Origin of the sequence: Heminiphilus faecis (genome assembly GCF_008728965.1) — a bacterium.
In the GTDB taxonomy this organism is placed as follows: domain Bacteria; phylum Bacteroidota; class Bacteroidia; order Bacteroidales; family Muribaculaceae; genus Muribaculum; species Muribaculum faecis.
This window is the reverse complement of the sequence record NZ_VSMC01000004.1, coordinates 107508-129088: the sequence shown is the minus strand read 5'-3', so window position 1 is coordinate 129088 and position 21581 is coordinate 107508. Positions and strand designations below refer to the sequence as shown.

Sequence of the window (21581 nt, the reverse complement as noted above, 5' to 3'; positions counted from 1 at the left end):
ATTTCTTCTTTTTCTTCCATTATTTACCGGAAAATATTGTCGTCACACCAAGCAGACGGTCGTAACGCGAACCCGGTGCACGATAGTATACTTTTATTGTATATTCGTTAACTGTCTGATAAAAATCGCCCTCCACAACCGATGTGAATCCCCTGTCGGAACCCGTCGGCACAGCTATATAACAATAGTTATAAGCCCCTTGCTTCAGAAGCATGGTTGCCTCATATCTTGACAGTTCCTCATTGTAATACATTTTTGTATCCGGAGAAAAACGACGGTATCCGAGATCGCCGTCAATATATATATCATATCCCGCCATTTGCTGACTGTCAAGAGAAAAGTGAGTAAGTATATAATCAGCCTGAATATCACTTTCCGAGGAATTGTATTCCCTTATCCGATAGCGTCCGTGCTGCGTCATATCATAAGCATATGGCTTTGTGGCACGTGTGACATCGGTGCATAAGTCGGCATGATAATACGGCTCTGAATATGATATTTCGGCCACATTCATATTAGGATAAGTGACTGACGAGGTCTCAAAACGTCTGTACTCATTGCCTGAAGGAAAGATAAGCTGACGTATATGTTCATAATATGCCTTGCCGCCGGAAACACGTTGTGGAGAAGTCAGCATAACCACATTGTCAAGGCGTCCGTTTTGGCTTACTTCGATTTTAAGGTCAGAATAAACGTCACGGATATTTTCTTTCCCAACATCGACAGTAAACTTCAACTGCTGGTGACGGTCATTGATATCGATATCGGTCCTTGATGTGACTTCAGCCGCTATGCCGGCAAGATTCTCGCTGACAGAAAATCGAGCCTGCAGCACCGTCTTATCAGGATCTTCCTCATGGTACACTTTTAAAAGATAGTTGCCCGACAGCTTGATGCGCATATCGTCATCAGGTATAACTATCCGATAATGTATATAATGTACTGTCGTCGATTCCGAGAACTCGAAGTCGGTTACCTCCACGTCATTGAACCCGTCAATATACTCGCTGTAAATCAACGAGGATGGATGCCATGAAGCATCGCAATGAGTAAGAGAATAACGTAAATAACTCCTGTCTTCGGCCAACTCATCAAAACTGATCACAATAGTATCGTTGCCTCCTAAAGTAATTATGGCAGGCAACATGTCGCGACCTGCAAGCCTTACCTGCAACGTGCGAAATCGGCTGTCGAATATGCCGGTTCTCGTATCATCGGCCCATGCGGTTACCGCCGGCATGACATACAACAATGCCAGTGTCAGCAACCGCCACATTCCGTCAGATGCTTGTGCAATATCGTTATAGAATCCTCAATATAAGCCATACAAGGTTTGCGGCGTGGAGTATCGGCAAGCAATTCAGCACATATTATCGAACCGTTAATATCACCGAACCGGCCGCAACAGTCTTTTATCGCGCCATACGCAGCAATCTTTTTCCCGGGAGTATCATAATATATACTGCTCAGAACAGTTGACATAGCCGATACAGTACCGCATACATGATGTTGGCCTCCCACTCCTCCGCCAAGACCACCTATAATACGAAAAGCATCGTCAGATGAAAGTCCGTGTACGTCATTGAAAGCCATAAATACACATTGAGAGCAGTTGTAGCCCTGTTTACGCAGAGCACGAGCTGTCTCTAACCGGTCGTCAAGTGTTATAGAGTCGTTCATTTCCAGTCAATTGGTGTCTGATTGTGTTGTATAAGATAATCGTTTGCTTTGCTGAAAGGGCGTGAGCCGAAAAATCCCCGATAAGCCGACAATGGTGACGGATGCGGCGATGTTATAACACAATGACGGTTTCGATCAATAAATGCCCCTTTTTTTATCGCATATGATCCCCAAAGTATAAACACGAGGTTGTCACGGTCATTGTTAAGCCGCATAATAACTTCATCGGTAAAAGTTTCCCATCCGCGACCCTGATGTGAAGTAGGCCTATGTGCTTCAACTGTGAGTGTAGAGTTAAGCAGCAGCACACCCTGACGTGCCCATCTTGACAAGTCGCCGTCGGTCGGAGCCTCCGGCAGTGCGAAATCATCCTGCACCTCCTTAAATATATTAACTAACGACGGCGGTAATTGCACTCCGGGGCCTACGGAAAAACAAAGGCCGTTGGCCTGTCCGGGTCCGTGATAAGGATCTTGACCTAAGATTACAACTTTTACCTTATCGAACGGGCATTCGTCAAATGCCGCAAATATTTTTGCGGCAGGAGGATATACTGTAACGGCAGGATTGCGGTACTCCCCTCTCACATATTCTGTAAGTTCTTCAAAATAAGGCTTCTTCCATTCTTGGTCAAGTTCCGACTTCCAAGTAGGGTCTATTCTAACATTCATCAGGCGTGATTCTGTTTATTCTTCATTTGCAAAACTACAAAAACTTTTGTACTTTTGCACACGAAAACAAGAGAATCTGTTCCCGTAGTTCAATGGATAGAATAATGGATTCCGGTTCCATCGATTGGGGTTCGACTCCCCACGGGAATACTTCCGACAATTGCAATCAGCTTACAATAAGCTGATTGCAATTTTTATTTATTATTTTCAGAATAGTAGAATTGAGGACTACCCCGAATCCGTAAGAGATTATGTTTTTATTGTACTTGTCTTCGCGAAGTTGCTCTTTCTTCTCAGCAAGCCCCATATGTCAAAGCGCGTATCGCTTTTTTCAAATCGTTCAATGTCGAAGTTGTCTATAAGGACTTCGGGTAGGATTGCTCTGAGCAGTTGGTCTGATTTCATTTTGCAAAGATAGCACTATACTCTTGACATCTTACCACCCACCGGGAAAATCCGCTGACCCAATTTAAATCGGTGGGATATTTAAACATTTTGAATGTGACAAACTACTGTGTGCATATCACATTGCTTACGGCCACACTTTATAAATAGTCGGTTATTAATTAAAGGTTAAGATTTTTGAAATGTTTTTGAAACAAAATAGGCATTTCTTTGCACAAAAAAAGAAAATTATGGAGATTTTGTTTCTGTGTCTGATTGTATTTCTGTTTTTATTGGCGGTATTTGACCTCTCTGTGGGAGTAAGCAATGACGCCGTGAACTTCTTGAATTCCGCCATGGGGTCCAAAGCCGCTCCGTTGAAGCACATAATCATAATAGCTTCAATAGGTATTTTCATTGGTGCAGCCATGAGCAACGGCATGATGGATATAGCCCGACACGGTATTTTCCGGCCTGAGCACTTTTCGTTTTACGACCTTCTGTGCATATTCATGGCCGTAATTGTAACAGACATAATACTGCTTGATGTGTTCAATACATTAGGTATGCCTACATCGACCACTGTGTCGATGGTCTTTGAACTTCTGGGTGCCACATTCGTAGTGGCGTTGCTTAAAATGGCCGGCGACACCACAGGACTCGGTCTTAGCGACCTTCTGAATACGGAAAAAGCTCTGTCTGTAATACTGGGTATATTTTTGTCGGTAGCCATAGCTTTTATTTTCGGAACGATAGTACAGTTTATATCCCGCATAATCTTTTCGTTCAACTACCGTAAAGGCCTAAAATGGAAAATAGGCATATTCGGCGGTGTGGCATCAACCGCACTCATCTATTTTATGCTTATAAAAGGCATCAAGGATCTATCGTTTATGACCCCTGAACTTAAAGGCTGGATAAACGACAATACTCCGCTCATACTGACGTCGTGTCTGGTATTTTTCACCCTGCTTATGCAATTGCTGCACGCGTTGAAGGTAAATGTTCTTAAAGTCATAGTGCTGATGGGTACATTCTCTCTGGCAATGGCATTTTCAGGAAATGACTTGGTAAACTTTATAGGAGTGCCGTTGAGTGGCCTTTCTTCCTATCAGGATTATGTAGCCAATGGCGCCGGAGATCCAAAAACATTCATGATGGGGTCGCTGAATCTTCCTGCCAACACCCCCATATATTTTCTTATCGGCGCCGGTCTAATAATGGTCGTATCACTTGCCACATCAAAAAAAGCCCGCAATGTATCAAAAACGGAAATAGGGCTTAGCAGCCGCGGTACGGGAGAAGAGATGTTTGGCTCGTCACGTATAGCACGACGTCTGGTAAAGTGGTCGCTGACACTTATCAACTGGGTAAAAAGAGTTACACCGCTTAAGATCAGGTTATGGCTTAATCGACGTTTTGACAGCGATGAGTCTATTACGGAGCAAGGAGCCGCGTTTGACCTCATAAGAGCATCGGTAAACCTTATGCTCGCAGGAATGCTCATAGCCCTCGGTACATCATTGAAATTACCATTATCAACCACATTCGTGACTTTTATGGTGGCAATGGGTACGTCGCTTTCCGACAGAGCTTGGAGTCGAGAAAGTGCGGTATTTCGTATAACCGGTGTCATTTCGGTTATAGGCGGATGGTTTATTACGGCCGGAGCCGCATTCATAGGAGCCGGCATCCTTGTGTTTCTGATGCACTTGGGCGGACACTGGGCTATAATAGTCATAGCAGCCGCAGCCATAGCAATATTAATACGCAGCAACCGACGTTTTCGCAAGAAAAAAGCGGAAGAAAAAGAAGACATCCTCTTTCAGACCATATTGAATACGCCGGAGGATACGGATATATGGGATTTATTCAAAACATATGTTGTCGATCAGCAGAAGCAGTTCATGATATATGTATCAAAAAGCTATACATCGATAACCGAGGCCTTTATAAAAGAGAATACTGGTGTGCTGTCTCGATATGACCGCAGTCTTGAAAAAGAAAAGGATATACTGAAAAGTATACGTAGAAAAGAGACCTTATGCCTGCGCAAGCTTTCAAAAGAAAAAGCTCTCGAAAAAAACGCATGGTTTCATCTGTCCAACAACTGCTGTATGTCAATGCTGTATAACCTGCGCCGTATCAACGAGATGTGTAAAGAGCATGTAGAGAACAACTTCCTACCACTGCCGGCACAATATGCCAAAGACTATGAGTCAATTGTAGCGCAGACAACAGAGCTATTCAACGATACGACATCAACCCTTGATATATCAGACACCGATATGGTGCCGATATTGCGTAGCCGCTGCGATGATATAAAAGATCAGATAGCCGAGATATACCACCGTCTATATGACCACCTCCATGATGGCGATACGTCGTCAATGACCGTCATGTATGTATATCTCAATATGCTTCAGGAAACTCAGGAACTCGTATCGGGCTTACGAAAATATCTGCGGGCCTATGCCAAGTTACTAAACACGGGCTATCGTACAAAAAGGCGGCGCGTACATAATGCGTAGCCTCATGATTTACGAAGAGTAAAAACGAATTCCAGTCCGTCAGGTATACGATTTTCAACTGAAACAATGCCACCGTGCATTGCCACGGCATTTTTGACAATGGCAAGACCGAGGCCGGTTCCTCCCGCTTTACGGGACCGGCCTTTATCCACACGATAAAAGCGTTCAAATATGTGAGGAATATGCTCCTGCGGTATACCGCAACCATCATCACTAAACGACACTGTGACATAATCTTCATCACTGTTATCGACATTTATGTCAACCGTCGAACAACCCGAGTAAGCAAATGCGTTGTCAAGCAGGTTATGGAATACAGACAAGAGCAGTCCTGCATTGCCGGTCATCATGACCGTTTCAGGCCGATGAATGTTTATGTGCACACCTGCATCGGCAGCTCGGATCTCAAAATCACGCAACGTCTCACTTATAACGGCACACAGGTCTATATTCTCTTTAAGGACAGTAGCTCCGCCATCGTCCATACGGGTAACAATGGATACATCGTCGAGCAGCTTACGAAGCCGCAATGCGTTGCTGTAACACCGTGAAATAAACTCATCGCGCTTGCCACACGACATATCAGGACGTGATATTATAGTTTCGAGGCACACCACAATGGAAGCCACAGGAGTTTTGAGTTCATGATTTATATTGTTGGTAAGCTGCTTCTTTATACGTATCTTCTCGCGCTCTTCATATATCGCCGCCTTATGCTCACGTGCTATATCAGCCATAGCTTTCTGCAGGCGTGCATAAAGCCGGACTATATGATTGGATATGTCACCGAGTTCATCATGAGGAAAAGGTTCGGTATCATATATGCGGTCGCCACGCTCCGCTTTTTCCGCGAAACGACTGAGCCGCTGTATATTATGACCAAGTTTGCGGGTTACCACATATCCTATGGTACACATCAGCAGTGTTACAAAAGCCATGAACCAAAGAAATCCATAGTCGGCGCTAAGCAGTTCATGCAACGATACCGAATATGGTATTGCCGAACGTACTATAACTCCGTTGCCTTTACGTGCCGAATAAAAATAATAGTTATCGGAGCTTTCGCTATGGCGGCGCAACGTATAACCAGTTCCGTCATTCAACGCTTCAGCTATCTCCTCACGGTTAAGATGGCTGTAACGTGGAAGTGTGTCAAGAGTATTATCAAAGACTACATTTCCGTTAAAATCAATAATACTTACCCGAAGGTAATCAAACGGAAATTCTTCATAACGCAGAGAGTCCACATTGCCCCCTTTACATGATAATTCATCAAGCAGTCGGGCATTTACCAACTGCAAGCGTGCATTCAATTCTTCGGCTTTAAAGGCCTTCTCTCTGTTGTATTGAAACACTATAAAGCAGCCTACAAGCAGTAACGAATAACCAAGTAGCCATAAAAAAAGCCGCTGCGAATAGTTAAGTTTATTCCATGAAGCCATAACCATATCCAGAACGTGTAACTATATTCTTGCCATATACTCCCAATTTCTGGCGCAGACGTGTTATATTCACATCAACAACACGGTCAAGTACAACGACCTCTTCGGGCCATATCTTGCGTATAAGTTCCTCACGTGAAAAAACACGTCCCTGTCGGCTCAAAAGTGTGGCCAATATCTCAAACTCCTTGCGAGGGAGCTTGACCTCACAGCCATCCACCATGCACTTTTTACGTCCGATATCCAACGCCAAAGTCTTATAACAAAGCATATCGGCACTTGGTGCCTTGTCGGTCTTACTGCTACGACGCAGAACAGCCGCCACACGAGCAAGCAATGTGCGTATGGAGTAAGGCTTGGTTATATAATCGTCAGCACCGAGTTCAAGACCTTTTATCACGTCATCTTCCGAGTCCTTGGCTGTACAAAATATAATCGGCACTTCAGCAGTGGAAGGCTTTGACTTCATAATACGCGCAAGCCCCGTTCCGCTAAGTTCTCCCATCATTATGTCAAGCAATACAAGCGAGTAGCTCTCAAGCTCCATAGCAAGCGCCTCTTCCGCACTACAAGCCACATCCACCTCATAGCCCTCCTCTTCGAGATTAAAGCGCAGGACTTCGCAAAGGGTTTCTTCGTCTTCAACGACTAAAATACGTTTTTTATTCATACAAGCCGACATGGTCTGTTACAAAAAATCCCGACCGAGAAGTACAGGGCCGGGACCTATGAATCGAATTAATCGAACAGTCTATCAGAACAACGGGAAAGATGATGTGCTGTATACGTATTTACGCTCAAAATCGGCCTGCGACATTGTGAACATAAGTATACCCTGTATCAGCCATATAATTCCGAAAAGGCCACAAGTCACAAGACTTACAATTATAGCGATAATACCGGCAGTATTCTTTCCGAGATAAAAGTACTGTATGCCAAGTGAACCGATAAAAATAGCGAGCAAAGCGGCTACACCACGGCTTTTGCCGGAGGGTCCTGCAGTAAACACGTTGTCAGACTGCGGACAATTGTTTGTTTCGTTCATTTTATAATGATTTTTGATTGGTTATTAAATCTGTGCGAAAATAATAAATATAATTCAATAACATGTAATAAATTCATTAAAAACTTTTATCGTTTATCCATGTTACCTTCATAATAATTGACAAACGCCCGATTAACAAGCCGGGTGCCGCCGGGTGTAGGATAATCGCCGGAAAAATACCAGTCTCCCGGACAATCCGGTACAGCTTTGCTAAGTCCTTCGAGCGATTGATATATTATGCAGACATCGGCCTGTGTGTCTACCGGAGTAAGCATACGCGCTATCTCTTCTGATATCTCTTCATCGGTAAACGGAGCGTATATAGCCTTGACGCAATTACGCAGTTCATCATCAGGCATTTTTTCCATCATCAGACAATCTTCATATACCTGTTCAAGCACATGTTCCATGCCTCGCTTTTTCAGCAACGACACCGCCGCTCTAAATGCACAGAACTCACCCATTCGAGACATGTCGATACCATAATAATCAGGATAACGCACCTGCGGTGAAGAGCTGACGACAACTATCTTCTTAGGATGCAGACGGTCAAGCATACGTATGATAGACTGCCGCAGTGTAGTACCCCTGACAATCGAATCATCTATAACCACAAGAGTATCACGGCCATTTTCGACAATACCGTAAGTCACATCATAAACATGCGCGGCAAGATCGTTACGCGATTCGCCCTCGGCTATAAATGTGCGTAGCTTGATATCTTTAATAGCAACTTTTTCTATGCGCAATTTACGGCTCATGATCTCCATAAGGACATCATGGGTCAAAGCCCCCTCTACCGACAGCTCCTCAATATGCGTGGCTTTTGATACGTCAAGATACTTTTCGAGCCCCTCTATCATTCCGATAAAAGCAACTTCGGCCGTATTGGGAATAAATGAAAACACCGCATGCTTCAAATCATAGTCAACAACACATAGTATCTTGTCTACAAGGTTGCGTCCGAGAGCCTTACGCTCCTTATATATGTCAGCGTCACTGCCCCTTGAGAAATATATGCGTTCAAACGAGCATCGCCTGTTCTCTTTCTCTCCGAGCACGTCACCTACCCACACATTGCCGCTTTTGCTTACAATAACGGCACTTCCGGGCATAAGTTCCCTGACATCACTGCGGCTCACATTAAGTACCGTCTGTATTACCGGTCGCTCCGACGCCACAACGACAATCTCATCATCGTAATAGTAAAAAGCCGGTCTTATGCCGTGTGGATCTCTAAGAGCCCACATGTCGCCTGAACCAACCGCTCCACATATGACATAGCCACCGTCCCAGCCCGGAGCGGTCGACTGTAATACAGGAACAAGGTCAAGGTGATCTTCTATAGCTCCGGCGCGTGCAATGCCGTCAAGTCCTTCCTCGGTATATTTGTGGTACAACCTGCTGTTCTCCTTATCCAGTGCGTAACCGAGCTGTTCAAGTATTATAACAGTATCGGAATAGATGCGCGGATGCTGTCCTTTCTCAACCACCGACCGAAATATATCGTCAACATTGGTCATGTTAAAATTTCCACACAACATGAGCGAACGCGAACACCAGTTGTTTCGCCGAAGAAACGGATGCACATAATTTATTCCGCTGCGCCCGGTAGTAGAGTAACGCAAATGTCCCATATATACTTCTCCGATAAAAGGCGTACAAGCATCGATAAGTTCAATGGGCTTGTCGGCAATAGCATCACGTTCAATCTGCCTGTTTATCGTAGAAAATATGTCCTGTATGGCATTCGGACCAAGAGCGCGTTCGCGAAACACATATTCATGTCCCGGACTGGAATTCATCTTTATCACCCCTACTCCCGCACCCTCTTGTCCTCGATTGTGCTGCTTCTCCATAAGCAGATACAACTTGTTAAGGCCATAAAGACAAGTGCCGTATTTTCGTTTGTAATACTCCAGCGGTTTCAAAAGGCGCACCATGGCCACACCGCACTCGTGTTTCAACTGTTCCATCTTAAAAATAAAAAACGGCGCGTGCCGCAGTGCCCGTTATGACAATGACGGCACACGCCTTAAAAGATCGCTTATTGTCAGATCAGCGTATAAACAGAAGCTCGCGGTATTTAGGTAGAGGCCACATCTCGTCATCTACCATAAGTTCGAGCTTGTCGATATGATAACGTATGACATCCATGCACGGAACGACGTTGTCGTGGTACGCAATAGCTTTTTCACGCTCATCTTCAATGCGATTGGCTGCCTTACGGGCATTCACCATCTTCTTCACCTCTTCCATTATTATGGCCATGTGTGTTGACATGCGCTCTATCGTATCAAGGTCAAGCTGTGCAAGTTTATCACCCTTTTCGTTGGGGAAGAGAGATTTAAGTTTGAATACATTGTCAGTGAGCACCGACTGATAACGTATCGCAACAGGTATCACATGATTCACGGCAAGGTCTCCGAGCACACGAGCCTCAATCTGGATCTTCTTGGTATACATATCCCACTTCACCTCATTGCGCGCCTTAAGCTCGACTTCCGAAAATACTCCGGTAGAAGTAAACATATCGACTGATGACTTGCTTAGATATGCGTCAAAAATCTTAGGCACCGAAGTCTCACAGTCAAGACCGCGACGAGCAGCTTCTTCTTTCCATTCGTCGCTATAGCCGTTACCGTCGAAGTGTATGGCCTTGGAATATTTTATAATCTCCTTTATCTCACTCAACAAAGCATGATTCAGCTCCTCACCGCGTTCAAGACGCGCGTCAATCTTCTTTTTGAAGTCGTACAACTGTTCAGCTACTGCGGCATTCAGGGCTATCATGGCCGACGCACAGTTGGCTGATGAACCTACGGCACGGAATTCAAACCGGTTACCGGTGAAGGCAAACGGCGAAGTACGGTTACGGTCTGTGTTATCTACGACAATTTCAGGTATCTGGTCAAGGTCGAGTTTCATTTCCTTTTTCCCGGCAAGGCTTATCAACTCATCGCTATCGCTGTTTTCAAGGCGTTCGAGTATTTCAGCAAGCTGGCTTCCTACAAATATAGAAATAATTGCCGGAGGAGCTTCATTGGCACCAAGACGATGTGCATTTGTAGCCGATTGGATGGAAGCCTTAAGCACTCCGTTATGGCGGTATACAGCAGCCATAACATTGGCCACAAAAGTTATGAACTGCAGGTTGGCCATGGGCGTCTTGCCCGGAGCGAACAGCAGCACACCCTTGTCAGTGCCGAGACTCCAGTTGTTGTGCTTACCCGAGCCATTAATACCAGAGAACGGTTTTTCATGAAGCAGCACGCGGAAATTATGACGACGCGCCACTTCTGCCATAAGCGACATCAGCAACAGGTTATGGTCATTTGCAAGATTGGTTTCTTCATATATGGGGGCCAGCTCAAACTGATTGGGAGCGACCTCATTATGACGGGTCTTGGCAGGTATGCCGAGCTTATGACATTCTATTTCGAGGTCAAGCATAAACGCTTCGACACGTGAAGGTATGGCGCCGAAATAATGGTCTTCAAGCTGCTGGTTTTTTGCGCTTTCGTGTCCCATAAGAGTACGTCCTGTCATAACCAAGTCGGGACGGGCCGAATAAAGGGCCTCGTCTACAAGAAAATACTCCTGCTCCCATCCAAGATACGAATTGACATGCTTCACTTCGGGGTCAAAATATTGTGCTACAGCCGTAGCAGCCTTGTCGACACTGTTCAATGCGCGAAGAAGCGGAGTCTTGTAATCAAGCGATTCTCCGGTATATGAGATAAATATAGTAGGTATACATAGGGTCTTGTCCATTATAAAAGCCGGCGACGATATGTCCCACGCAGAATAGCCGCGTGCCTCAAAGGTATTGCGTATACCTCCATTTGGGAAACTCGAGGCATCGGGCTCCTGCTGTACAAGCAATTTTCCGGCAAACTGCTCTACCACACCACCTTTGCCGTCATGTTCGATAAAAGCGTCATGCTTTTCGGCAGTTCCGTCAGTAAGCGGATGAAACCAATGTGTATAATGACGTGCACCGTTGTCGATAGCCCACTGCTTCATGCCCGCAGCCACACTGTCGGCCACTTCACGAGAAAGGGCCTTTTTATTGTCGATAGCATCGACAAGCGCATCATAGGTGTTCTTGGGAAGATATTCAAACATCTTCTGACGATTGAACACATACTTGCCGTAATATTGCTCCGGACGTTCGGCCGGAATTTCAACAGGCATTGCTTTTCGGTCAAAAGCCTCTTCCACAACTTTAAATCTCAACTTTGACATAATAAATTATATATAACAGTGATTATTTCACATTAAATCGTTTCAAACGCTCAACAGCTTTTATCGTATCTTCATAACGACCAAAAGCTGTAAGACGAAAATACCCCTCGCCGGCAGGTCCGAACCCCGAACCCGGAGTTCCGGTCACGTTACATTCTTTAAGCAATATGTCGAAAAACTCCCATGACGATATTCCGTCAGGGGTTTTTATCCATATATAAGGCGCATCCTCTCCTCCATATACATCAAGCCCGGCGGCACGCACTCCGTCAAGTAACACAGCGGCATTGCGCATATAGCAGTCAATCGTTTCATTTATCTCACGACGCCCCTCGACAGTGTACAAAGCCTCGGCAGCACGCTGCACTATATAGCTTGCGCCATTAAATTTAGTACATTGACGACGCTTCCACAACGCGTTAAGCGACACAGCATGACCGTCATCGCCAACCCCATGCAATTGTCGGGGCACCACAGTATAGCCACACCGAAGACCTGTGAATCCGGCCGTTTTGGAATAACTGCGAAACTCTATGGCCACATCCTTAGCCCCGGGTATCTCATATATGCTGTGAGGTATATCGTCATGCCGGATATAAGCCTCGTAAGCGGAGTCGAAAAGTATGAGCGCATTATGATGTCGGGCATAATCAACCCATTGCGCCAATATCTCGCGGTTAAGAACTGTTCCGGTCGGATTATTTGGATAACACAAATATATCACATCAGGATTGCCTGAAGGCATAGGAGGTATAAAACCATTTTCGGCAGTACACGGCAGGTACTCGATGTTGCTCCAGCGCTTACCGTCATATCTCCCCGCACGTCCGGCCATGACATTTGTGTCGACATATACGGGATACACCGGATCTGTCACCGCAATCTTACATCCGCACGACAATATATCTCCGATATTTCCTATATCGCTTTTGGCGCCGTCGCTTATAAATATATCATCAACCGCAATATCGACACCTCTGACTTTGTAATCATACTCGGCTATCTTGGCTCGCAAGAATTCATAACCTTGCTCCGGCCCATAACCGTGAAACGTATCGGTACGCGACTGGTCATCGGCAGCCTGCCGCATAGCTCGCACAGCCGCCGAACAGACAGGCGAGGTCACATCGCCGATATCCATCCTTATGATCTCAGTCCCGGGATTTTGCCGACGAAATTCATCAATGCGCCTCGCTACTTCTGAAAACAGATAGTTTGCCGAAAGTCTGCAGAAATTATCGTTTACCTTTATCATTGTCCTACCGTTAACTTACCCTATCATACACACCTTCAAACACCTTGGTCGCCCCTCCCGTCATATATACATGACCGTCACAGTGACTCCATTCAATATCAAGATCGCCGCCAAGCAGGTGTATAGTAACACGACGACCGGCCCGTGATGTCACCGCAGCAGCCACCGCTACCGCACAGGCACCTGTACCGCAGGCCATAGTCTCACCGCTGCCTCGCTCCCATACCCTCATGGCTATTCCGTCAGGCGACAGAACCTGCGCAAACTCGATATTCGCACGGTCAGGCCACATATCATGCAATTCAAGCTCGCGTCCCAAGCCATGTACATCAACTTGTCTCAAATCATCGACAAAAACAATGCCGTGAGGATTTCCCATCGACACGGCAGTAATATGTACAGTCCCTGCGGATGTAGCTATAGGAGCATCAATCATATGCAATGCATCGCACGTAACGGGTACATCGGCAGTATTTAGCTCTGGCACACCCATGTCGACAGTAACTTTGTCAACCTTGCCGTTGCAACCTAAGTGCAGATTCAGAATTTTAATACCGGAAAGTGTTTCAAGAGTTATAGCCTTTTTATCGATCAGGCCGTTATCATAGACATATTTGCCCACACAACGGCTGCCGTTGCCACACATTTTGGCTTCCGAGCCGTCGGCATTGAAAACACGCATTTTAAAATCGGCTTTATCGGAAGGGCATATCAGAATTATGCCGTCGCCCCCCACTCCCGTGTGTCGGTCGCTCATTTCCACCGACAGTTCACTAAGGCGTTCAGGTTCATGATCCATACAGCTAATATATATGTAATCATTGCTGATGCCGTGCATTTTAGTGAATCTTATACTTTCCATCGGCGTGCGATTTTGTGAAACATTAATTTCCGATTGCAAAGTTATACATTTTGATATAAATATCAACTATTATTAATTTTTGTTCTTTAAAAATATCAACCACAGTGACAATTACGCGCAACACCACCCTAAAATATGGCATTTAGCCACGATTAAGGACGATATGACATCATAACGCCACACTGTCACCATCCCAAACAACACATTGCGATATACTCTTTTTTTCACAAAAGCGCATCTATGTGCTTACAATTTTACTGAAAATATTTGCATTTCTACAACATCTTTAATATATTTGCCACAGGTCGGTTTTTGTTTATCACATTTTCCCATGAAAAAGCATCTCTCTTTCTCATTAGCCGCTGTGGTGGCGACAGTGTCAGCTTCAGTCCCGATAAAGAACGCAAGTATCGTGACATGGCCCGAGAATAACAGTTGTGTCAACATGCAGGCAATTGAAGCACCCGAGTTCGACGAATGTGCCGAATTATGGGATTTTTCAGGCGCGGCATATTCCGGCAAAGAAATAACCGTACGTTTAAAAAATTGGGGAGATACCGTCATTTCGGCTATTCTGCCCGGAGTGAGGCATGATTTCCATATTTCGGGCGATACTGTTTTTATAACCTGCTCGGAATCCCGGTTTACAAGAATAAATTATCATGGAGCGATAGAACACACGCTTTCAGGCTCAACCATAAGCCGTCAGTTCGGAGTAAGCGGCAGAGCCTTTTCCTGTGACAGTTTATACGGCTACGGCCGGTGTATTGCCGGAGCCGTAGGCCGTGGCACCCTTGTCATGCATATGGGCGATACAATTGCCGACGTTGTTCTCCACCGCACCATACTTCATTACAATGTGGCGACTGACAGAACACATGCCGACAACGACAGCCTTGTCACAAAACGCACTGTAACAAGGTATTCATGGATATCTCCCGGAAGTGTATTTCCTCTCGCAACAGCATCGGTGACACATGATACAATAGGTGAAAAAGCCATATCCCCCGTCTCGCTATGCCTGATGTCAGCGCCTTCTTTTCAACCCGACTCGAAATCCTCGGCATCAAGGTCGGCTGGCGGTCAAAATGACAACGGCACTGCAAGCAATAAGGCATATGATCTTTTCAGACATATTACCGTAAATCAGACCGACAAAAATGTAGATGTTACTGTAACCGTGGCACGAGAATGCGATGTAGCGATTATGCTATGTGACCTTTACGGAAGAGTTTTTGCCTTGCGCAGAAGCGTAAACGCGCGTTCAGACATGGCGGCAAACCACGTTTTTGACTGCTCCGGCCTGCCTCCCGGCGAGTACATCATAACAATCACCGCCGGACATCAGCGCACTAACAAGAAATTCATCCTTAGATAGAAAAGCCATGTTACCACGCCTCCTCTCTCTGGCCATTATCACGGCCCCGGCCACAGCCAAGCCGCAGGCCCCGGACCCTGATGCCGTCACACATGCCGCCAATGCGTCTACTTCAGACGGTGGTGTCTATGAAGTGCCTCGTACACTTCAGGACCGTATTGTGGAACCATCGCCCGAAATGGCATCGTTCAGCCGGTACACAGACTTTCCTGTATCATACTCGACCGGTACGGCGCAGGTCAAAGTGCCGTTGGCCGAATGGAAATCCGGAACACTCGACATGTCTCTGTCACTCTCCTACCACACAGGGGGCATAAAAGTCGAGGACATCGAAGGGCATATCGGGCTTGGCTGGTCACTTGAAGGTCTCGGCGCTATATCTCGGTCCGTCCACTCGATGCCCGACGAAAGTTCTACGGCGAAGTTCAGTCTTAGCCGCGGTAATTTTACACTCACTTATTTGCTGGACCTGATGGAAATGCGCGCCGAAGCCAACTGCGACCGTTACCGCTACAATATACCGGGACGTTCGGGAAGTTTCATAATAAACAATGGTACATTATACCAGCTGCCTGAAACCGACCTGAATATCAGTGTCAACTACAACGCTTCCGACAGAAAAGCCATAGACAGTTTCACCATCACCACACCGGAAGGTATCGTTTATACTTTTGCGGCCACGGAGACCGTCGAATACACATATAGACCGAACCCGGTACCGATACCCTACTACAGTCCTAATTATACGGCTACATCGGCTTGGCTGCTAACCAAAATCTCCGATACGGAAAATACGGAGAGTATCGACATAACGTATTCCGACATAGAGTCATGGACGCGCGTACACGACCGTAACCTTTACACCACGGCCTACTGTTGGAACAACCGTGTCACCGGCAGCGGTTTCGTGCCTTCAGGACCTCCGAGTATCGGTTCATCGGCGCGTTCAAAGTTCATCGACCGCAAACGTCCGCTGAAAATCACGTCACGCACAGCGACTGTCGACTTCACGACATCAAACTCTCAATGGGGTTTTACCATGAAAAATCACAGTGGCAAAACCGTGCGTAAAGTGACATTTGAAAACACATCTAAATTCAGCGACGACCGCCGACGCCTTGACGGAGTAAAGATAGAAGTCGACGGCGTGACAATCGATTCCCGCAAGTTTACCTATTACAGCGGCATCGGCAATAAAGGGCGCAGTGACGCTTTCGGATTTGCAAATAACAAAACCGGATACGGCGATGACGGTGTGCTCGACCATGACGGCAGGCCGTCATCGGTTAGAGGCTACAGTTTCGAGGGTGTGCGCGGAATGTCATTGCATACCGTGGAAGACGCAGCAGGTGCCGTCACTACCTTTGAATACGAGCAATCATCGCGACCCGCCGACGCTGCGTCTTCATTGAAAGAGCTAAAAATAGGCATGCGCATAAAACGTATCACTGTAGAGGATCGCACAACCGGCCGTAAACGTATACGCGAATTTGCATACGAAGACCCTGTACCTTCGGCCGAGTTGTCCAATATAAGTCTGTCGGCATATATCGCCCTTGCCGGTCTTGACAAATACTCGGCGGGAGGCGGTCTTGCACGAGATAAATCACATACCGTAAGCGCCACAATGACCGCATCGTCGCGTCTGCCCGGCTTCCCCATCGAAAATACGGTTATCTATTATCGTAAAGTCACTGAAAGCATATCGGGCACCGGTATCGACCGACCTATAAAAACGCTATACGAGTTTGACCCGACACATTGCCTGCATCAGCTCACCCGCGACGGCAAAGGCATAGGCGGCTCGGCATTGGAGAGCGGCTGGTCGCGTTATCTCGGAGGCGACGGGATACCGAACAACGGCACCTCGGCCGACTATGAGCGAAACTCGCGTCTTTTCTCCCCCAAAAGTGTCAACATGTATTTCAAAGAGTACATAGGCGAAGGCCCTGTACTGCGGCGGCGCACCGATTACATATGGCGCAACGGCGGCTACACACCTCACGAGACCGCCGAATATCATTATTCGCCGTACAATAAGAAGGATATTGTCACCGGGCTTCATTATGAGAGTCTGGTATTCAAGACAGAGAACATATATATGCAGACCGGCCACAATATAAAGTCACTTGACGACCTGAACTACTTCAACATCTCGGTGGCTACATCAAGGATGCTCTGCGACTCGGTCATAACAACGCGGTACTTCTCCGACGGCAATACCCGCCAGACCATCAAGCGGATTATCCATCAGGCTGCACGAAAGCCATTGATACGTGATACTATGTTGATTCCAATCCACCCATTAGCCTACGAACTCGACCTCGATGGAGTCAGAAGCCTGACACACCCGGGCTTTCCATGTGACACTATAATTACACCACCCGGTAGCTGGCGACCGCTGTCGGTAAGCGTCAGCTGTATCGGCGAGACAATGGCGCTCCACCGCTGCGACTCGGAGCAGGTCCACACACCCACCTATACCGAAGCCCGCAACCGAGGCTTAAAGCGCTTGCCGGTCGCTGACAAGTGGATTAATGCCGAAGGCGACTCGATCGAGCGACTGTATCACTACAAAACGTTCAACACCGGTTTACGGAGATACTTCCGGCAGTCAGTAGCCGTACTGCGCACATCGCCCGACGACATAATAGAACGCAGCACAACTACGTCTTACAGCAGCTACGGGCACCCGTCCTCACTCATAATGCCCGACGGCGTAACGATGGATTACACTTGGGGCTACGATGGTGACTGCCTGATCTCCAAGTCAGTACGGTCGCATAGCATCAAGACGGAGTATACCCACATACCGCTCGTCGGCGTAACTCAGATAAAGTATCCCACAGGCAGCAAACGCGACTTCAGCTACACCGCAGGGCGTCTTGCCTCGGAGAAAAACAGTTCCGGACTGCTGCTTAACAGCTATACATATAATATATATGGAGTCGACGGCATCAATAAGATCACGGTTAATAAAGGCGGCAGCGGCGGTACAATAACCTCCTCACGCATCTATGACGGATTCGGCATGGCCATACGCGACATAGCCCACGGCGCTTCCTCTTCGGGACAGCATCTGCACTCCGCCACCCTCTATGACGCTCTTGACCGTCCGACAACGCAGTACCGCCCTATAACAGATGCTTCGGCCGGCTACATCAGCGACAGCGACGTATCATCGGCAGCGGTGTCAGCCTACGGCGATATCCGGCCTTTCACCTCAATCACCTACGACTGTACCCGCGAAGCACGGCAACTTGCCGTCATCACTCCCGGCGCGGCCTACGAGAGCCATCCCGTACGTACCGAATACATATGCAATACCGCCTCGGCTCCGCTCGACTGCCGCCGCTACCGGGTCAATGCCTCCCGGACCTCCGTGACTCTCGAAGGGCTTTATCCCGCCGGTGCGCTTGATGTGGTACGCGCTACCGACGCTGACGGCCACATCACGCTCACATTCACCGACTGGCGGGGCAATACCGTTCTGCGCCGCACGGTGATGTCATCGGGAAACTTAGACACCTATTATATCAACGACGGCTGGGGCAATCCTCTGGTTGTGCTTCAGCCCGAAGGATCGGCCCGGTTCTCGGCTGCGGGCACGACTCGTGTCATCGACAGCGACCCCGTGCTGAAAGACTATGCATTTGTATACCGTTATGACAAGTGTCTGCGCATGGTCTACAAACGGGTGCCCGGATGCGAGCCGGTGACTTATGCCTACGACCCCTACGGTCGGACGGCATTCATGCAGGACGGCAACCTGCGCTCACAGGGCCGCTTCATGTTCATGCTCTATGACGGAGCATCGCGCCCTGTCATGACCGGATTGTGCTCGGTATCTCCGTCGGTGGTGCCGGCCATGACAGCTACCTATACTGGGGGAGCCTCGGGCATAGAGGGGCTCGGTTACAGTTTTACCGCAGCGGCACTTTCAGCAGTCGAGCCGCTTACGGTAAACTATTACGACAACTACACCCACACAACGCTGCCGGCTTTTTCAGCAGCGCGCGGCAGCGCGAGCTACTCCGGCGGCAAGGGCCTGCTGACAGGCACGCTCAACCGGGTTCTGTCGGCCGATACTCCCTCGCGGCAATACACGGCCGCCATCTACAGCTATGATGCAAACGACAAGCTTACCCGAACCAACATGTCAGGACTTCACGACACCCGGTCGGCCATAATCAACACGACCTATATATTCGGTGATGAGCCTATAGTCGATGTAGTGTCGGTAGTCGGCGACGGCAATAATGCGACAGGACGCCATAATTTCAGCTACGACAAAGCGGGACGGCCCTCCTCGACCACATTCACGTTCAACTGCAATCCCTCGCTGACGGTGATGTCGTGGCAGTACGATGACGCCGGACTTGTGGCAAAAACCGATTATGCCGGCATGCCGGTCAACTTCACCTACACCACCTCGGGCGCCATCAAAAGCGCAGGCAATTCACTGGCCGTGCAGACGTTCAGGTACCATGACGGCACTACGCCGTGCTATAATGGCAACATCTCGTCCATTTCCGTATCGCCTGTTACATCCGGTATGCCTTCCGTGATGGATTTCGGCTACGACGGCGCCGACCGCCTTGTATCGGCTATCGGACAAGAGGGAGTTTCGTTATCAGATATCAAGACAAAGTCGGCTACTTACAGTTACGATATGAACTCAAATATAACAAGCATCACACGGACCGGCAGGACAATGCTGACGGGCTATCCGCCCGACGAGTTCGGCACGATAGACGACTTGTCGCTCAGTTACGACGGAAATCGGCTACAAAAAGTCACCGACAGCGCCGACGAGGTGCTCCTCGAAGCCTCCCTCGACTTTCATGACGGAGCCGACAACGACTACGAGTACGGCTACGACGCCAACGGCAACATGGTGCGCGATGACAACCGGGGCATAGTCCACATCGACTACAATGTGCTCAATCTGCCCCTGACAATAGCCTTCTCCTCCGGCGACCGCCTCGACTACATTTACGACGCGGCAGGCGTGAAGCTCGCTGTCGTGTACACACCCGCGTCCGTGGACCGTTACAGCACTACGGCCCTACCCTTGTCATCCATCGGTGATGACGAAGCTACGCCCGCAGGGATGTTGAGCAGCGGCACGGCAATACAACGCCGCGAATACTTCGCCGGATGCGAGTGGGAAAACGGTCTGTTCACCCGCATGAACACTCCATATGGCTACCACGACGGAGCCGACTACTACGCTCGAATACCCGACTATCAAGGAAACATCAGCCATATAGTCAAGGCCGGAGCGACCTCCGCCGTACAATCAACCCGTTACTATCCATACGGCATGCCTACAGCCATGTCGAGCCATCCCGAAGTGAACCGCTACAAATATGGCGGCAAGGAGCTTGAGACCCGTCACGGCCTGAACCTGTACGACTTCGAGGCGCGGTGGCACGACCCGCAGACCGCACGCTTCCTCCAGCCCGACCATCTCTCCGGCGACTACCCGTGGCTATCGCCATACGCCTACTGCGCCGGCAACCCAATACGATACATAGACCCCACCGGTAAATTTATACTTTCAGTTGAAAATCAGAGGCGATATCCTCATTTTACGCAGTATCTTAAATACGAAATGCCAAAGATTGCTGATAACAAACGTATTGCAAATGCATTAATGAAAAACGGAGAGCGAACTTATGAGCAGCTAAAAGAAGAACTTACATTCGGCAAAGGGCCCGAAATCATAATAACAAATAAGATTAGTGCGCATGGTCAGTTTACCTCCGGTAAAGGCGAAGAGTCTTTGGAAATTAATTATAATTTAATCTTAAATTTAGAAGCGGATGGAGATAATAAAAAGATGAATAACATTAACGCAATGGGCAATTTACAATTATTGGGAGCAACTATACTTCACGAATATACCCATTGGGGAGATGCTCAAGACGGAGTACAACAATTTAGCACACCCAATAAACAGGTAGAAGAAGGAAAAAACTTTGAAATTGATGCATATGGCCGCATAGTTGGAAATATAGGCGATGCAATAGAAGTAATTCGTGAATATTGTTTGAAAAATGGCATAAGATTTAATGAATAA

At 47.6% G+C, this 21581-nt stretch carries 14 protein-coding genes and 1 tRNA gene; 4 read left to right on the top strand and 11 right to left on the bottom strand.

Features of this window, described 5'->3' with window-relative positions; all coding sequences use genetic code 11:
• Positions 1-19 precede the first annotated feature (19 nt).
• From FW767_RS03080 to ung, 3 genes are read right to left on the bottom strand one after another with little or no spacing between them, the layout of a single operon-like run.
• Positions 20-1276: a type IX secretion system plug protein gene (locus tag FW767_RS03080; protein ID WP_121699641.1), complete on the bottom strand. Its 1257-nt coding sequence runs from the start codon at positions 1274-1276 to the stop codon at positions 20-22.
• Complete coding sequence (locus FW767_RS03075; RefSeq protein WP_121699640.1) at positions 1261-1680, bottom strand: C-GCAxxG-C-C family protein; 420 nt, start codon at positions 1678-1680, stop codon at positions 1261-1263. The genes FW767_RS03080 and FW767_RS03075 overlap by 16 nt, the downstream gene beginning before the upstream one ends.
• On the bottom strand, positions 1677-2351 hold the full coding sequence (ung, locus tag FW767_RS03070) for a uracil-DNA glycosylase (RefSeq protein ID WP_121699639.1): 675 nt from the start codon (positions 2349-2351) through the stop codon (positions 1677-1679). Before ung ends, FW767_RS03075 begins: the two co-directional genes overlap by 4 nt.
• A gap of 78 nt (positions 2352-2429) precedes the next feature.
• Between ung and FW767_RS03065 the strand changes: the two genes are divergently transcribed.
• Positions 2430-2501: transfer RNA gene (locus FW767_RS03065), tRNA-Arg, on the top strand.
• 99 nt (positions 2502-2600) lie between these two features.
• On the opposite strand, the gene FW767_RS03060 is transcribed toward FW767_RS03065, so the two are convergent.
• Positions 2601-2756 carry a hypothetical protein gene (locus FW767_RS03060; protein ID WP_205523789.1) on the bottom strand — a complete coding sequence of 52 codons (156 nt, stop codon included), beginning with the start codon at positions 2754-2756 and terminating at the stop codon, positions 2601-2603.
• 230 nt (positions 2757-2986) lie between these two features.
• Here FW767_RS03060 and FW767_RS03055 point away from each other — a divergent pair, with 230 nt between their 5' ends.
• Entirely contained in the window at positions 2987-5266 is a 2280-nt protein-coding gene (locus FW767_RS03055) for an inorganic phosphate transporter (protein ID WP_150980331.1), read from the top strand.
• A gap of 2 nt (positions 5267-5268) precedes the next feature.
• On the opposite strand, the gene FW767_RS03050 is transcribed toward FW767_RS03055, so the two are convergent.
• The 7 genes from FW767_RS03050 to dapF form a co-directional block, all read right to left on the bottom strand.
• Positions 5269-6714, bottom strand: coding sequence for a sensor histidine kinase (locus tag FW767_RS03050; RefSeq protein ID WP_121699637.1), 1446 nt, complete (start codon positions 6712-6714; stop codon positions 5269-5271).
• The gene (locus FW767_RS03045) at positions 6692-7378 is read right to left on the bottom strand and encodes a response regulator transcription factor (protein ID WP_121699636.1); all 687 of its coding nucleotides are present in this window, start codon (positions 7376-7378) and stop codon (positions 6692-6694) included. Before FW767_RS03045 ends, FW767_RS03050 begins: the two co-directional genes overlap by 23 nt.
• A gap of 84 nt (positions 7379-7462) precedes the next feature.
• The gene (locus FW767_RS03040; RefSeq protein WP_121699635.1) at positions 7463-7753 is read right to left on the bottom strand and encodes a TM2 domain-containing protein; all 291 of its coding nucleotides are present in this window, start codon (positions 7751-7753) and stop codon (positions 7463-7465) included.
• 86 nt (positions 7754-7839) lie between these two features.
• A complete protein-coding gene (locus FW767_RS03035) occupies positions 7840-9729 on the bottom strand; it encodes an amidophosphoribosyltransferase (RefSeq protein ID WP_121699634.1) in 1890 nt (629 codons plus the stop codon).
• Between the two features lie 82 nt (positions 9730-9811).
• Complete coding sequence (locus FW767_RS03030) at positions 9812-12001, bottom strand: glutamine synthetase III family protein (RefSeq protein ID WP_121699633.1); 2190 nt, start codon at positions 11999-12001, stop codon at positions 9812-9814.
• A gap of 22 nt (positions 12002-12023) precedes the next feature.
• Positions 12024-13256, bottom strand: a complete 1233-nt coding sequence (locus FW767_RS03025; protein ID WP_121699632.1) for an LL-diaminopimelate aminotransferase — start codon at positions 13254-13256, stop codon at positions 12024-12026.
• Positions 13257-13266: 10 nt separating this feature from the next.
• Positions 13267-14118, bottom strand: a complete 852-nt coding sequence (gene dapF / locus FW767_RS03020) for a diaminopimelate epimerase (RefSeq protein ID WP_205523788.1) — start codon at positions 14116-14118, stop codon at positions 13267-13269.
• 331 nt (positions 14119-14449) lie between these two features.
• Here dapF and FW767_RS03015 point away from each other — a divergent pair, with 331 nt between their 5' ends.
• Both FW767_RS03015 and FW767_RS03010 read left to right on the top strand, forming a co-directional pair.
• Positions 14450-15496 carry a T9SS type A sorting domain-containing protein gene (locus FW767_RS03015; protein WP_147438790.1) on the top strand — a complete coding sequence of 349 codons (1047 nt, stop codon included), beginning with the start codon at positions 14450-14452 and terminating at the stop codon, positions 15494-15496.
• A 7-nt stretch (positions 15497-15503) separates the two neighbouring features.
• Entirely contained in the window at positions 15504-21581 is a 6078-nt protein-coding gene (locus FW767_RS03010) for an RHS repeat-associated core domain-containing protein (RefSeq protein WP_121699629.1), read from the top strand.